Origin of the sequence: Mesorhizobium sp. M9A.F.Ca.ET.002.03.1.2, assembly GCF_003952365.1 — a bacterium.
GTDB lineage: Bacteria > Pseudomonadota > Alphaproteobacteria > Rhizobiales > Rhizobiaceae > Mesorhizobium.
On the sequence record NZ_CP034443.1, the window covers coordinates 3,313,134 to 3,326,701 of the forward strand.

12 protein-coding genes are annotated in these 13,568 nt (G+C 63.5%); 3 read left to right on the plus strand and 9 right to left on the minus strand.

Annotated features, from left to right (window positions below; translation table 11 throughout):
- Positions 1–4: 4 nt before the first annotated feature.
- Positions 5–3,181 (minus strand): multidrug efflux RND transporter permease subunit, encoded by a 3,177-nt coding sequence (locus EJ066_RS15910; protein ID WP_126039459.1) that lies wholly within the window; start codon positions 3,179–3,181, stop codon positions 5–7.
- Positions 3,175–3,432, minus strand: coding sequence for a hypothetical protein (locus tag EJ066_RS15915; RefSeq protein ID WP_126039462.1), 258 nt, complete (start codon positions 3,430–3,432; stop codon positions 3,175–3,177). Before EJ066_RS15915 ends, EJ066_RS15910 begins: the two co-directional genes overlap by 7 nt.
- A gap of 245 nt (positions 3,433–3,677) precedes the next feature.
- Here EJ066_RS15915 and EJ066_RS15920 point away from each other — a divergent pair, with 245 nt between their 5' ends.
- Positions 3,678–4,265 carry a TetR/AcrR family transcriptional regulator gene (locus EJ066_RS15920; protein ID WP_126039464.1) on the plus strand — a complete coding sequence of 196 codons (588 nt, stop codon included), beginning with the start codon at positions 3,678–3,680 and terminating at the stop codon, positions 4,263–4,265.
- A 449-nt stretch (positions 4,266–4,714) separates the two neighbouring features.
- On the opposite strand, the gene EJ066_RS15925 is transcribed toward EJ066_RS15920, so the two are convergent.
- The 6 genes from EJ066_RS15925 to EJ066_RS15950 all read right to left on the minus strand — a co-directional run bounded on the left by EJ066_RS15925 (position 4,715) and on the right by EJ066_RS15950 (position 10,848).
- Positions 4,715–5,737 carry a LacI family DNA-binding transcriptional regulator gene (locus tag EJ066_RS15925; protein ID WP_126039467.1) on the minus strand — a complete coding sequence of 341 codons (1,023 nt, stop codon included), beginning with the start codon at positions 5,735–5,737 and terminating at the stop codon, positions 4,715–4,717.
- A 69-nt stretch (positions 5,738–5,806) separates the two neighbouring features.
- Positions 5,807–6,601: an ATP-binding cassette domain-containing protein gene (locus EJ066_RS15930; protein WP_126039470.1), complete on the minus strand. Its 795-nt coding sequence runs from the start codon at positions 6,599–6,601 to the stop codon at positions 5,807–5,809.
- A gap of 3 nt (positions 6,602–6,604) precedes the next feature.
- On the minus strand, positions 6,605–7,591 hold the full coding sequence (locus EJ066_RS15935; RefSeq protein ID WP_126039473.1) for an ABC transporter permease: 987 nt from the start codon (positions 7,589–7,591) through the stop codon (positions 6,605–6,607).
- A 125-nt stretch (positions 7,592–7,716) separates the two neighbouring features.
- Entirely contained in the window at positions 7,717–8,649 is a 933-nt protein-coding gene (locus tag EJ066_RS15940; protein ID WP_126039476.1) for a substrate-binding domain-containing protein, read from the minus strand.
- Positions 8,650–8,879: 230 nt separating this feature from the next.
- Entirely contained in the window at positions 8,880–9,674 is a 795-nt protein-coding gene (locus tag EJ066_RS15945; protein WP_126039479.1) for an SDR family oxidoreductase, read from the minus strand.
- 16 nt (positions 9,675–9,690) lie between these two features.
- Entirely contained in the window at positions 9,691–10,848 is a 1,158-nt protein-coding gene (locus tag EJ066_RS15950) for a fumarylacetoacetate hydrolase family protein (RefSeq protein WP_126039481.1), read from the minus strand.
- A 167-nt stretch (positions 10,849–11,015) separates the two neighbouring features.
- Between EJ066_RS15950 and EJ066_RS15955 the strand changes: the two genes are divergently transcribed.
- Together EJ066_RS15955 and EJ066_RS15960 are read left to right on the plus strand one after the other, a co-directional pair.
- Positions 11,016–11,249, plus strand: a complete 234-nt coding sequence (locus tag EJ066_RS15955; protein ID WP_245454900.1) for a TOBE domain-containing protein — start codon at positions 11,016–11,018, stop codon at positions 11,247–11,249.
- 38 nt (positions 11,250–11,287) lie between these two features.
- Positions 11,288–12,715 (plus strand): aldehyde dehydrogenase family protein, encoded by a 1,428-nt coding sequence (locus tag EJ066_RS15960; RefSeq protein ID WP_126039485.1) that lies wholly within the window; start codon positions 11,288–11,290, stop codon positions 12,713–12,715.
- A 117-nt stretch (positions 12,716–12,832) separates the two neighbouring features.
- Here EJ066_RS15960 and EJ066_RS15965 read toward each other — a convergent pair whose 3' ends face one another.
- Entirely contained in the window at positions 12,833–13,525 is a 693-nt protein-coding gene (locus EJ066_RS15965) for an FCD domain-containing protein (RefSeq protein WP_126043905.1), read from the minus strand.
- Positions 13,526–13,568 lie beyond the last annotated feature (43 nt).

Consider the following 13,568-nt stretch of genomic DNA (forward strand, 5'->3'; position numbering starts at 1 on the left):
AGTCCTATTCGGCCGCTTCGGCCAATCGCTCGAAAGCGGGTTCGGCAACGGGTTCAGTTGGTTCGGCAACGGGCTCGCTCTTGCTGCCGCGCTCGCGCAGTTGTTCGATGACGGCATAGAAGATCGGCACGAACACCAGCGACAGGATCGTCGCCGCGACCATGCCGCCAAAGACGGTGGTGCCGATCGACTGGCGGCTCGCTGCACCAGCACCTGTGGACAACATCAGCGGCACCACGCCGAGGATGAACGCGAAGGCGGTCATCAGGATGGGCCGCAGCCGCAGGCGCGCCGCCTCCATTGCGGCCTCGACGATGCTGAGGCCTTCCTCGCGCCGGCGCCGGGCAAACTCCACGATCAGAATGGCGTTCTTCGCCGCCAGCCCGATCAGCATGACGAAGCCGATCTGCGAATAGACGTCGATCTGCATGCCGCGCGTCAACAAGGCGACAAAGGCACCGAACAGGGCAAGCGGCACCGCGAGCAGAACCATGAAGGGCATGGCCCAGCTCTCATATTGGGCGGCAAGGATCAGGAAGACGAAGACCATGGCGAGGCCGAACACGATCGAGGCGATCGATCCAGCCTTGAGCTCCTGATAGGTTATCCCGGTCCATTCGTAGCCGAAATCCTTCGGCAGTGCGGTGGCCGCGGCACGTTCCATCGCCGCGACCGCCTGGCCCGAGGAGAAGCCGGGTGCGGCACCGCCATTGATCAGGGCCGACGCATTGTTGTTGTAATGCGGGACGGTTTCGGGACCGACGATAGGCACCAGCTTGCCGAGCGTGCTCAACGGCACCATGCCGCCGGAGGCATTGCGCACATAGAGCCGCGAAATGTCGGCAGCACCCGCGCGCGCATCCTTGTCGGCCTGCATCGTCACCCGGAAGGTGCGGCCAAACAGGTTGAAGTCGTTCACATAGAGCGAGCCGAGATAGATCTGCAGCGTGTTGAACACGTCGGGCAGGCTGAGGCCGAGCAGCTTCGCCTTGTTGCGGTCGAGATCGTAGTTGAACTGCGGCGTCGAGGTCGAGAATGACGAGAACAATTGCTGCGGGTTGAGCTCGGGCTGCTTGCGCGCTTCGGCAAGCACGGCCTGCGTCGCGTCGTTGAGCGCGACACTGCCGCGCCCGGTCAGATCCTCAACCTGGAATTCGAAGCCGCCGGTCGTGCCGATGCCCGGGATCGAAGGCGGATCGAAGCTCAGCGCGAAGGCTTCGGGAAGTTCCATAAGCTTCGAGCGCACGTCGGCGACGAGCTTCGAGGCGCTCTGGTCGGGGCCGCGTTCGTCCCATGGCTTCAGGATGGCGAATTCCACCGCCGAGTTCGACTGGGCGGCACTGGTGAGGAAGTTCAATCCGCTGATCGAGCCGACGATATCGACGCCGGGCGTGTTCTGCAGGATGTCGCGTGCCTTTCGGGCCACCGCGTCGGTGCGTTCCAGCGACGCTCCATCCGGCAACTGGATGACCACGAAGAAGTAGCCCTGATCCTCGACCGGAAGGAAGGTCGAGGGCAGGCGCTGCCAGACGAAATAGGTCGCGACAAGTCCGGCCGCGAACAGCCCGAGCATGATCCAGCGCAGGCGGATGAGGATGCGCACACCATTGGCATAGGCATGCGACAGCCGTTCGAAGCCCGTGTTGAACCAGCGGAACAACACGAACTGCGTTGCCGGGCGATGGCGCAGGAAGGCGGCGCTGAGCGCCGGGGTGAGCGTCAGCGAGACGAAGGCGGAGATGCCGAAGGAGATCGCGACCGTCAGGGCAAACTGGTTGTAGAGCCTGCCGGAAACGCCGGGTATGAAGGCGACCGGCACGAAAACGGCCATCAGCACGGCGGTCGTGGCGATGATCGGGCCGGTGACCTCGGCCATCGCCGCGCGGGTGGCGGGCAGCGGTTTGAGGCCGGCCTCCAGCTGGCGCTCGACATTTTCGACGACGACGATCGCATCGTCGACGACGAGGCCGATCGCCAGCACCATGCCGAGCAGGCTGAGCATGTTCAGCGAGAAGCCGAACATGTACATGACGACGAGCGTGGCCACCAGCGACACCGGGATCGCGATCGTCGGGATGATCGTGGTGCGCCAGCTCTGCAGGAAGATGAACACCACCGCGACGACCAGGACCAGCGCCTCGCCGAGCGTGACCAGCACGTCGTGCATCGATGCCGAAACGAAACGGGTCGTATCGTAATGCATGGCATAGCTGACGCCCTTCGGGAAGCGGGCCGACAGTTCCTGCATCTTGTCCTTGACGCGCTGCTGCAGATCGAGCGCGTTGGAACCCGGCATCTGGTAGACCGCCAGCACCACGGTCGGGTCTTCGCCGAAGAAGGCCGACGACGAATATTGCAGGGCGCCGAGTTCGATGCGCGCAACGTCGCGCAACCGCACCAGCGAACCGTTCGCGGCGTCGGCGCGCACGACGATATCGCCGAATTCCTTGGGGTCGCTCAGTCGGCCGACCGCATTGACCTGCATCTCGAAAGCGGTGCCGGCCGGCGCCGGCGACTGTCCGATCTTGCCGGCCGCGACCTGGACATTCTGCTCGGCGATGGCGTTCTGGACGTCGACGGCGGTGATGCCGAGATTGGCGAGCTTGTCGGGATCGAGCCATACGCGCATCGAATAGCGCCGCTCGCCGAATATCTGCACGTCGCCGACGCCGGGCAGGCGCTTCAGCGGGTCCACGACCTGCAGGTAGGCGAGGTTGCTGAGCGCGACCGGATCGACGGAGCCGTCGGGCGAGGTGAGGTTGACGATCAGGACGAAATTCGGATTCTGCTTCTTGATCGTCACACCGCCCTGGTTGACGATGGCCGGCAGCGAGGACGCCGCCTGCGACACGCGGTTCTGGACGTCGACGGCGGCCGTGCTCAGGGAGTAGCCGACCTCGAAAGTGATGGTGATCGTCGACGAGCCGTCATTGGAACTCGACGACGACATATAGGTCATGCCTTCAACGCCGTTGATCTGCTGTTCGAGTGGCGTCGTGACGGTGTCGGCGACGACCTGCGCGCTGGCGCCCGGGTAATGGGCGCTGACCACGACCTGAGGCGGCGTGATGTCGGGAAATTGCGAGACAGGCAGCAGGAAATAGCAGATCGCCCCGGCAAGCACCATGATGATGGCGATCGACGATGCGAAGATCGGTCGGTGGATGAAGAAATTCACCATGACACATACCCCTCGCCCAATGCTCTCGCCGCCCCGAACGCCTTGGCCACCCTGGACAGCCGCCGGCTGCGCATTTGACCCGGGTCTTCCAGGAATCGAGGCTGCGCCTTGCGGCCGCGAGCTTGCGCATCCGCCAGGCTACGCAGCATCGTCTCGAAGGAACCCGGGTCGACGCGGTCGGCCTTCATCAGCATCCGGATCATCGGATCCCTCACAACTTCATCGATCGTCAAATCCTTGCGCTGCGACATCGGAGCGGCTCCTGGCTTGCGATTCGCATCGAATGATCGCGAACCGTTTTTTGTCGTTCTCACCGGCCGAAGCCGCATGACCTGCAATTTTCTCGCCCATTCCGCTCCGGCAGGCCTGACGGCGATGCCAATCGTTGACGGGAGGCGATATAGGTGTTACCAGTAAGTAACATTCTGGAAGTTACAGACCGGTAACACCCTAGTCAAGAGGTGGACCGAATTTTTAGGGAGACAAGGAGACTGCGATGGCAGACGGCACTTCGGAACGCGTCCGGCCCCGGGATCGAATCCTGGAGACGGCGCAGGACATGTTTCACAAACATGGCATCAAGGGCGTCGGCGTCGACGCGATCACCGAGGCCGCCGGCACCAACAAGATGACACTCTACCGCCATTTCGAGTCCAAGGACGATCTGGTTATCGAGTGCCTGCGGGCGACCGCATGCAAGGCCGGCGCAATGTGGGATGCATTTGAGGCTGAGTACCCCAGCGACAAGCTCGCGCAACTGCACGCCTGGGTTCGCAAGGCTGCCGATATGCTCAGGGCTGACAGTCGCGGCTGCGACATGGCCAATGCCGCCATCGAATTGAGCGAGACCGATCATCCGGCCCGTCGCGTCATCAAGGAACTTAAGGAGGCTCAGCGCGACCGTCTTGTGGCTCTGTGCCGTGACGCCGGCGTCGGGCAGGCTGAACTTCTTGCCGACACGTTGTCCCTCCTGCTGGAGGGTGCGCGCGTCAGCATGCAGAGCGTTGGCGCGGAAGGGCCAAGCGCGCAGTTCGTTCGCATGGCGGAAGGCCTGATCGTGTCCTTCAGGGGCGCTAGCAGATAGGTCCTCTGCACGGAGGATTGATTCTTTGACCGAGCTTGAAAGAGACTGAGCAGCGTACTGCCAGCCGGTATCAGGCCGCTAATTTTCTACATTTGCGATTGGCCGCAGGCTACCATGACGAAGTCGGGGAGACTTCGGCCAATCGCGAAGGTTTGCCCTGAAGGAGACTGCGGGCGGTCGTTGCCCTTTGGCCGGCGGCTGGAAAAAAAGCCCGCTGCCGGGAGGAGGTGGCAGCGGGCTTGATTTTCGAACGCGGCGCGGGAGGAGGTGCACCGCATTCAGCGTCGGCATCGCATCTGGGAGGAGTAGATGGCCGACACCCCCGTAATTACGGGTTGCCCAATGATTCGGCAACTGCGAAAGATGCATAGCTGATGTGCAGATTTGCCGCGTCGCCCGTGAAAGTTATGGTCTCGCCTTGCAGGAAGATCTCTGCCTTGGGTGCAGATTCAATGCACCGGGACATTTTCCTTGAAGATCAGGCGCGGTTCGATGAATTTCCGAGTCAAATAGGGCGCCGACGATGCGATCGAGCCGAGCAGGCGAATGACCGACTGCTCGGCGATCAGCCGCGCATTCTGGTCGATGACGACATCGAGCAGGTCGTCGACGAGATAGCCGCGCGTCGCCCTTGTCAGGTCGTGGCAGATGAACACCGGCTTCCTTTGCGGCTTGGCTTCCAGCAACGCTTTCGCCACGCCGGAGCGTCCGGCGCCGACGCAATAGATGCCGAGCAGCTCCGGCTCGTTGTGCAGCGCATTCATCGTTGCCGTATAGCTGATATCAGGCTCGTCGTTGATCTCGACGGCACTGGTGACGGTCAGGTTGGGGAACTCTTCGCTGAGCACGGAGCGAAAGCCCATTTCGCGTTCCTCGTGCCCGCGGTAGGTGCGTGAGCCCACCACCATTGCCAGATGGCCCGGGCGCCCGCCCAGGAAACGCCCCATCAAAAGGGCCGCTGTGCGGCCGGCCACGCGGTTGTCGATGCCGACATAGGCCGATCGTGGCGCGCCCGGAACGTCCGACACCAGCGTGACCAGGCGGATTCCGGCCTCGACGATCTCGCGCAGGATGTTGCGCGTTCTTGGGTGATCGACCGCGATGACGCCGACGCCGTTTGCCTTGAGCGAGAGGTTTTCGACGGCCGCCTGCAACGCGCCCGGTGCGATGCCGGAGAGCTTGTGGATCCGGCAGGAGGCGACGAGCGGCAGGCGCGCCGCATAATCCTCGATATGATTTGCCAGGTCCATCATGAAGGCGTTGGAGCCGATCGGCAGGAAGAACTCGAGATGCGCCGGCCGCGACGGCAGCGTGACCTGATCCACGACCGGCAAATAGCCGAGCTGCTTGGCCGCCTCCATCACCCGCTGCCGGTTGGCAGCACTTGCGCCCGGCCGGTTGTTCAGCACCCGGTCGACCGTCGCGGTCGACAGCCCGCAGCTTCTGGCGATGTCCGCAACGGTGGCTTTCATTGTCACAGTCATAGGAGCTGATGTGATCCTGCGCCAGACATGCGGCCAACCGGCTTGCGCCGGGCCTGCTCAGCCCTGCGATTGCTTGCCCTGGACGACGGCCGCGTGGATCTCCTCGTCGGACATGCCGGTGATGATCCGTTCGACCTCGGCGACGCTGGTGTTCTTCGGGTCGATGTCGTCGGCCACCACCTTGCCGCGGCGCATGACGACGATGCGGTCGACCACCTGGAAGACGTGGTGGATGTTGTGGGCGATGAAGATGCAGGAATGGCCAGAATCGCGGGCGCTGCGCACGAAGCTCAGCACGCCCTGCGTCTCGGCGACGCCGAGATTGTTGGTCGGCTCGTCGAGGATGATGAGGTCGCTGTCGAAATGCATGGCGCGCGCGATCGCCACGGCCTGCCGCTCGCCGCCCGAGAGCGAGCCGATCGGCGTGGTCGGCGGAATGTTCTTCGAGATGCCGACCTGCTTGAGCAGATCGCGGGCGACGACGTTCATCGCCTCCTGGTCCATCCGGTTGAGGAAACGCGGCGGCTTGATCGGCTCGCGCCCGAGGAACAGGTTACGCGCGATCGACAATTGCGTGACCAGTGCCGAGTCCTGGTAGATCGTCTCGATGCCGTGGGCTATGGCGTCGCTGGTGCTGCGGAAGTCCACCTTCTTACCGCGGATGAAGATGTCGCCGCTGGTCAGCGGAACCGCACCCGACAGCACCTTGATCAGCGTCGATTTGCCGGCGCCATTGTCGCCGAGCAGACCGACGATCTCCCTTTCATTGACATGGAAATTGGTGTCCACGAGCGCTTGCACGCGCCCGTAGGACTTGCGGATGTTTTTCATGCGGACAAGCGGTTCGGCCATGATTCAAGTCCCCGCCTGATGCCGGCGTTCCAGCCAGGAGTGAAGCGCCATCATGCCAAGGATGATCGCGCCGATGAAGATGTTGTAGGCAAGGCCGGGCACGCCGATCAGCACGATGCCGTTGCGCATCACGCGCAGGATCAGGATGCCGAGCACGGTACCGATGATGGTGCCGCGACCGCCGGTCAGCGCCGTGCCGCCGATCACCACCATGGCGATGACTTCGAGCTCGTAGCCGGTGCCGCTGTTGGGGTTGGCCGCCGAGGTGCGCAGCGAACTGATGATGCCGGCCAGCGAAGCCATGATCGACGACAGGATGAACAGGCCGATCTTGACGCCGCTGACGTTGACGCCTCGCGCCCTTGCCGCGCTGGGGTTGCCGCCGGCCGCCTGGATCCAGTTGCCGGTTCGGCTTTGCGTCAGAACGTAGCCGAGCGCGATTGCGGCTGCGATGAACCAGAACAGCGACATGTAGATGCGGAACGGCCCGATGAAGAAATCGCCGACCAGCGCCTCGGCGAGCCAGCTGCCTTCGGCGCTCCAGGTCCGCTGCGGAAATCCGTTGGTGACGAACAGAGCGGTGCCGCGCACCACCAGCAGCATGCCGAGCGTCACCAGGAAGGACGGGATCTTGAGCTGCGTCACGAACCAGCCATTGACCAGCCCGATGAAGGCGGCAACCAGCAAGGCCAGGACGAAGCCGGCTTCCAGCGAGGTGAGGCCGCTGTTGAACAGGGTCCACATCAAGACCGGCGAGAAACCGAACAGCGATCCGACCGAGAGGTCGAATTCGCCCGATGTCATCAACAGCGTCATCGCCAGCGCAATCAGGCCGAGCTCGACCGTGAAGGCCAATATGTTGCTGATGTTCTGCGGCGACAGGAAGTCGTGGTTTAATCCCCAGAACACGGCGAGCTCGGCGACAAGCAGCACGAAGGGCCCGAATTCCGGCCTCGCGATCGAGCGTTGGATGATGGAGGGATTTTCCACGTTGACCCCGCGATAGGATGGAACTGGCCAGAACCGGCGCCCGCATCAAGCGGGTTTCGAGGCTCGGCGGGAATGATGGGGATGATCGCTGCGGCAGTGCCGCCGCAATCATCCCGATCGCGGTTTTATTTGCCGGACAGGATGTCGTCGTAGACCTGCGCGGTGTCCTTTTCGTAGAGCGCGCCGGTGATCACGTCGAAGCCGGGCGGAATGCCGCTGGCGGCCATATTGGCGAGCGAAAGCGCTATATAGCTGGTCGCCTGCGGATCCTGCCACTGCCCGGCATTGACGTAGCCGGTCAGCACTTCCTGGGTGGTGTCGAGCGAGTTGCCCCAGCCGACGACCGGGATTTCGCCCGCTGCGATGCCGGCCTGATCGAACACCCGCTTGATCGAGCCGGTCACCAGATCGCCGAGGCCGATGATCGCCTTGACCTTGGCCCTGTTGGCGGTGAGGTAGTCGACCATGCGGTTGATCGCTTCGGCCTGGTCGAGCGTCGCTTCGGTGATTTCATAGGTGATGCCGAGCGGCTCGAAGACGCTCTTGATGCCTTCTTCTTCCTGGACACCATAGGTGGCGCCCGGGATTTCGACCGGCATCCAGACGAAATCGCCTTTCTTCACCAGCCCCTTGTCGACCAGATATTGCGCCCAGTTCTTGCCGAAGGTGACGTTGTCGCCGCCGACATAGGCGTTGAAATCCGCCTTCGGGTCGGGCGTGTTGAAGTTGATGATCGGGATGTTTGCCGCCCGTGCCTCCTTGACGATCTCAATAAGGCTGCCCGGGTCGGGGCTGGTGGTGGTGATGCCGTCGGCCTTTGCGGCGATGGCCGCGCGGACAGCCTCCTGCTGGGACGCCACGTCGCCATTGTGGAACGAGGTGTTGACGGTGTTGCCGGTGTCCGTCGCCCATTGCTTGGCGCCGGCGAGGAAGTAGGTCCAGACTGGATCGGCCGGGCCGCCATGCGAAATCCAGTAGAAGGTCTTGGCCTGTGCCGCCGCCGGAATGGCCAGCGCCACGATCAGGCCGAACGCAAATAGTCGTAGCCTTGTCAGCATTTGATTTCCTCCCATTTGAAAAACTCCTCCACCTCCGACGACGATCACGGCAAACCCCGATAGTATTTCTTGCCAGCGCCGATCTGGACGGACCAGAGCATCCGCTTTTTCGATCGATGGCAAGCCTCCATTTGCCAGTGGTAGTTGGCGCAACCCGAGGCGCCATCAGCAATCCCATCAGATCGCATCAGTTTGGGTGATATTTTCCAGTCAAACCGACCGGACAATTGTCAGTCGATTCCGCGCGGCGGTGCGCCGAGCACAGCCTGTTCCATATCGATCAGCGTCCCGGTCATCAGCCCTGAAGCGTCGCTGAGCACAAACAGCGACAGCTGCGCGACCTCGCCCATGGTCAGCAGACGACCAAGCGGCAGGACGGCCGCGGCGGCCTTTTCCCAGTCTTCGCCCTTGCCCAGTATGCGCGCCTGCATCTGCTGTTCGGTAGGTGTCGCAACCCAGCCCATATTGATGCCGTTGACGCGGATGCGGTCGGCAAGATGTGCGTTGGCGATGTTCCTGGTCAGGGTCGCAAGCGCGCCCTTGGTGGCGGAATAGATGGCAAGGTCCGGTGCGCCGCAATGCGCGTTGACCGACAGGATGTTGACGATGGCACCCGGTGCTTGCCGCGCCTTCATGTCGGCCACGGCTGCCTGCATGAGGAAGAAGGGTGCCCGCGCATTGACTGAGAACAGCCTGTCCCAGTCATCGAGCGTGCCTGTCTCCAGCGAGGCGCGGTCGGTGAGGGCGGCGGCGTTAACCAGGCAATCGACACGGCCGAGCCTTTCGATCGCCTGCGCCATGATGGCAGCAGGCGCGGCGGGCTCGGCAAGGTCAGCCTGGATGAAGACGGCCGGCCGGCCGGGCTGCGAAAGCGCGCCGGCCACGCGGGCGCCGCGCTCCGCGTTGCGGCCGACGATGGCGATCCCCTCGACACCGCTGGCAAAGGCCAACCGGGCGATGGTCTCACCGAGACCTTGCGTTCCACCGGAAACGACGAGGGTCTTGCCCTCAAGCGTGACGATCAATGGATCCTCCCGGATGCTAGATAAGATCGGCCTTGGCGAGATCGCGCATCAGATGGCTGGCGCCGTAGGTCCAGTGGGGACAGTCGGGCGACAGCCGCACCCGGTTGACCAGAGCGCCGAATTTCTCCGACGAGATGGTGACGATGTCGCCGACCTTGTGCGTGAAGCCCTTGCCCTTTTCCCCGCGATCCTTCGATGGCACGAACATGGTGCCGAGGTAGAGCGCCAGCCCGTCTGGGTACTGGTGGTGCGGCCCCATGGCGGCGGCGACCAGCTCTTCCGGCGAGCGGCTGATCTCGGCCATCGAACTGGCGCCCTCCAGCGAGAAACCGTCCTCGCCCTCGACCTTCAGGCGCACGATGGCCTGCTTCACGTCATCGATGGAAAAGCTGTCGTCGAACAGCCGGATCAACGGGCCGAGCGCCGCCGAGGCATTGTTGTCCTTGGCCTTGCCGAGCAACAGCGCCGAGCGCCCTTCGACATCGCGAAGATTGACGTCGTTGCCGAGCGTCGCGCCGACGATCCTGCCGCTGCTGGCGGCGATCATGGCGATCTCCGGCTCCGGATTGTTCCAGGTTGAAACCGGATGCAGGCCGACATCGGCGCCGAAGCCAACCGATGCCAGCGGTTGGCATTTGGTGAAGATCTCGGCGTCGGGGCCGATGCCCACTTCCAGATATTGCGACCAGGCGCCGCGCTGGATGAGCTTCGCCTTGATCTCCATCGCCTCCGGCGAGCCGGGCCTGAGCTTGGACAGATCGTGGCCGATCAGCCCGGCAATGTCGGCGCGAATGGCGTCCGCCTTCTCCGCCGAGCCACGCGCCTGCTCCTCGATGACCCGTTCGAGCAGGCTGACGACGAAGGTGACGCCCGACGCCTTGACCGCCTGCAGGTCGACTGGAGAAAGCAGGTATGGTTTTTGCGGATCGCGTGCGGCCTGGAAACTGTTGGTGGCGATCGCGTCAAGCGATCCAATCGGTTGGCCCCCGGCGGCGTGGACGTAGCCTGCCGGGTCCGGCATCTCGCAGACGTCGCGCACCGTTGGTGCCATGCTCGACGTGATGTCGAACACCGTTCCGTCGCGCACCGTGACCACTTGCGGATAGAGCGCATCGGTTGTCCTGGCGCGGCCGATGAAGAGGCCCTCGTCGGGCAGGAGAGTGGTGTTCGTCATGGCTTGCGGTCCTCTGCTGTCTGTTCTGCTGCGACGGTCGTCGCTGCCGGACCCATGGCTCGTCAAAAGCCTGGCCGGCGGCGGCGGCACTTTCAACAAATTCCCGCCAAAGGTCTATCCCGTTCCTCGCCCGTTCCTCGCGGTCGAGCCCCTCCGCTGCATTTCGCATGTCGGACGCCCATCTTTTGGCGACGACCGAAGGAGCGGCCGGCACCGCGCCGGTGCGGGTGAGCAGCATCGTCTTTCATGGCCGCACCTTGCGCCTGCACGCCGAATTGGGGCAGGGGATACCGGTGGTGATCGATGCGCCGCGCCGGGCTGAAGGTTTTCAATTCAGCGTCGGCGACGTGGCGCATATCAGCCTACGCCGTGGCGCTAACTGCCCTATGCTACCCAGCTAATCTGATCCTCATCTTTTCCAGAAACCGGAACACTACCCATGAGCAATCATCTCAACTTCTTCATCGACGGAAAATGGGTAGCGCCCGTGGTGCCGGCAGCGCTGGACGTGATCGACCCATCCACCGAAGAGGCCTACACGAAGATCTCCGTCGGTTCGAAGGCCGACGTCGATCGCGCCGTGGCGGCGGCCAAGGCGGCCTTTCCGGCCTTTTCGCAAACCAGCAAGGCCGAGCGCCTGAAGCTGCTGAAGCGCATCCTCGAGGTCTATAACGAGCGCTACGAGGACATCGCGCAGGCTGTCAGCCAGGAGATGGGCGCGCCGATCACCTGGGCGCGCGAGGCGCAGGCCTGGGCGGGCAGGGCGCATATGGAAGCCACCATCAAGGCGCTGGAGGATTACGAATTCAGCGAGAAGCGCGGCACCACCATGGTGGTCAAGGAACCGATCGGCGTCTGCGCGCTGATCACGCCGTGGAACTGGCCGCTCAACCAGATCGTCTGCAAGGTGGCGCCGGCGATCGCCGCCGGCTGCACGGTCGTGCTGAAGCCCTCCGAGATCGCGCCGATCAGCGGCATCGTCTTTTCGGAAGTGATGGAAGCGGCCGGCACGCCGAAGGGGGTCTACAACATGGTCAACGGCACCGGCCCGGATGTCGGACAGATCATGGCCGGCCATCCCGATGTCGACATGGTCTCGTTCACCGGTTCGACCCGGGCCGGCATCATCGTCGCCAAGACGGCGGCCGAGACGGTCAAGCGCGTGGCGCAGGAACTCGGCGGCAAGTCGGCCAACATCGTGCTGCCCGACGCCGACTTCGAGGAAGCCGTGCGCCAAGGCGTCAACGCCTGTTTCGGCAACAGCGGCCAGTCCTGCGACGCGCCGACGCGGATGCTGGTGCCGGCCGCCCGTCACGACGAGGCGCTGACGATCGCCAAGAAGGCGGCCGAGGCGCACAAGGTCGGCGACCCGCGCTCGGAAGAGACCAAGCTCGGGCCGGTGGTCAGCAACATCCAGTTCGACAAGATCCAGCGGCTGATCGAGACGGGCATCGCCGAGGGCGCGACGCTGGTCACCGGTGGGCCTGGCCGGCCGGAACACCTCAATCGCGGCTATTATGTCAGGCCGACCGTCTTCGGTCATGTCACGCCCGGCATGACCATCGAAAAGGAGGAGATCTTCGGGCCGGTGCTTTCGGTCATCTCCTATAACGATGACGACGATGCCGTGAAGATCGCCAACGATACCGTCTATGGTCTCGCCGCCTATGTGCAGTCGAAGGATATCGAGCACGCTCGCACCGTGGCAGGGCGTCTGCGCGCCGGGCAGGTGTCGATCAACTATCCGGAGTGGGACACGTTCGCGCCGTTCGGCGGCTACAAGCAATCGGGCAACGGCCGCGAGTATGCCGACTGGGCGATCCATGATTTCCTGGAGGTCAAGGGCATCATCGGCTACGGCGCCTAGAGCACTACGGCGAGAACCGGAATCGGTTTTCGCCGGGCATCATACGCCAAAATCGAAGTGCTGCTACAGAGCCGCGATCCGAAACGACCGCGGCGCTGTAGTGTGGCCAATCCGAAACTATTCGGCGGCTTCGCGGACAGGGATCAAGCGCCGCTCGACCTGTTGGAGATGCAGGCGCATCGCCGCGGCCGCGCCTCCCAGGTCGCGCTCGGCTATCGCTTCGACGATCCGTTCATGGTCGGCGAAGCTGTGATGGTCTGCAGGAGGGCGGGCGCCCTCTGAGCGAAGGCGTCCCCAGACCACGGTCCGGCGCACCGCGTTCAGGACATCGAACAGGCCGAGCAGCACATTGTTGCGACTCGCCTGCGCAATCTGCCGGTGGAGCAGATTGTCGATATTCTCGTATTGCCGCCATGTGCCGGCTTCCCGCGTCTGCACCAGCGATTGCCGCATCGCTGCGATATCGGAAAGCGTGGCGTGCAGCGCCGCCTCGCGCGCGATCTCGGGCTCGATGATGAGGCGCGCGCGCATCACGTCGGCCGGATTCGTGCGCCCGGCGATTTCGGAAATGCCGATCGTCTCCTCGACCGGCCCGCTGCCGACGAAGGTGCCCCTGCCGACGTGACGCCAGATGCGGCCGTCCTTCTCGAGCACCGCCAGCGCCTTGCGCAGATCGCCGCGCGATACGCCGAGGCTCTCGGACAATTCCCGCTCCGCAGGCAGCCGGGTTTCCCCAGAATGGTCCATCTGGGCAAGGTAGGCCTGAAGCTGAACCAGGGCGGCGTGGCCGCCATTGCCGGGATCGTCCATCAATTTAACCAATTCGCGTATTGATTCCTTTTGCTGGTGTTAA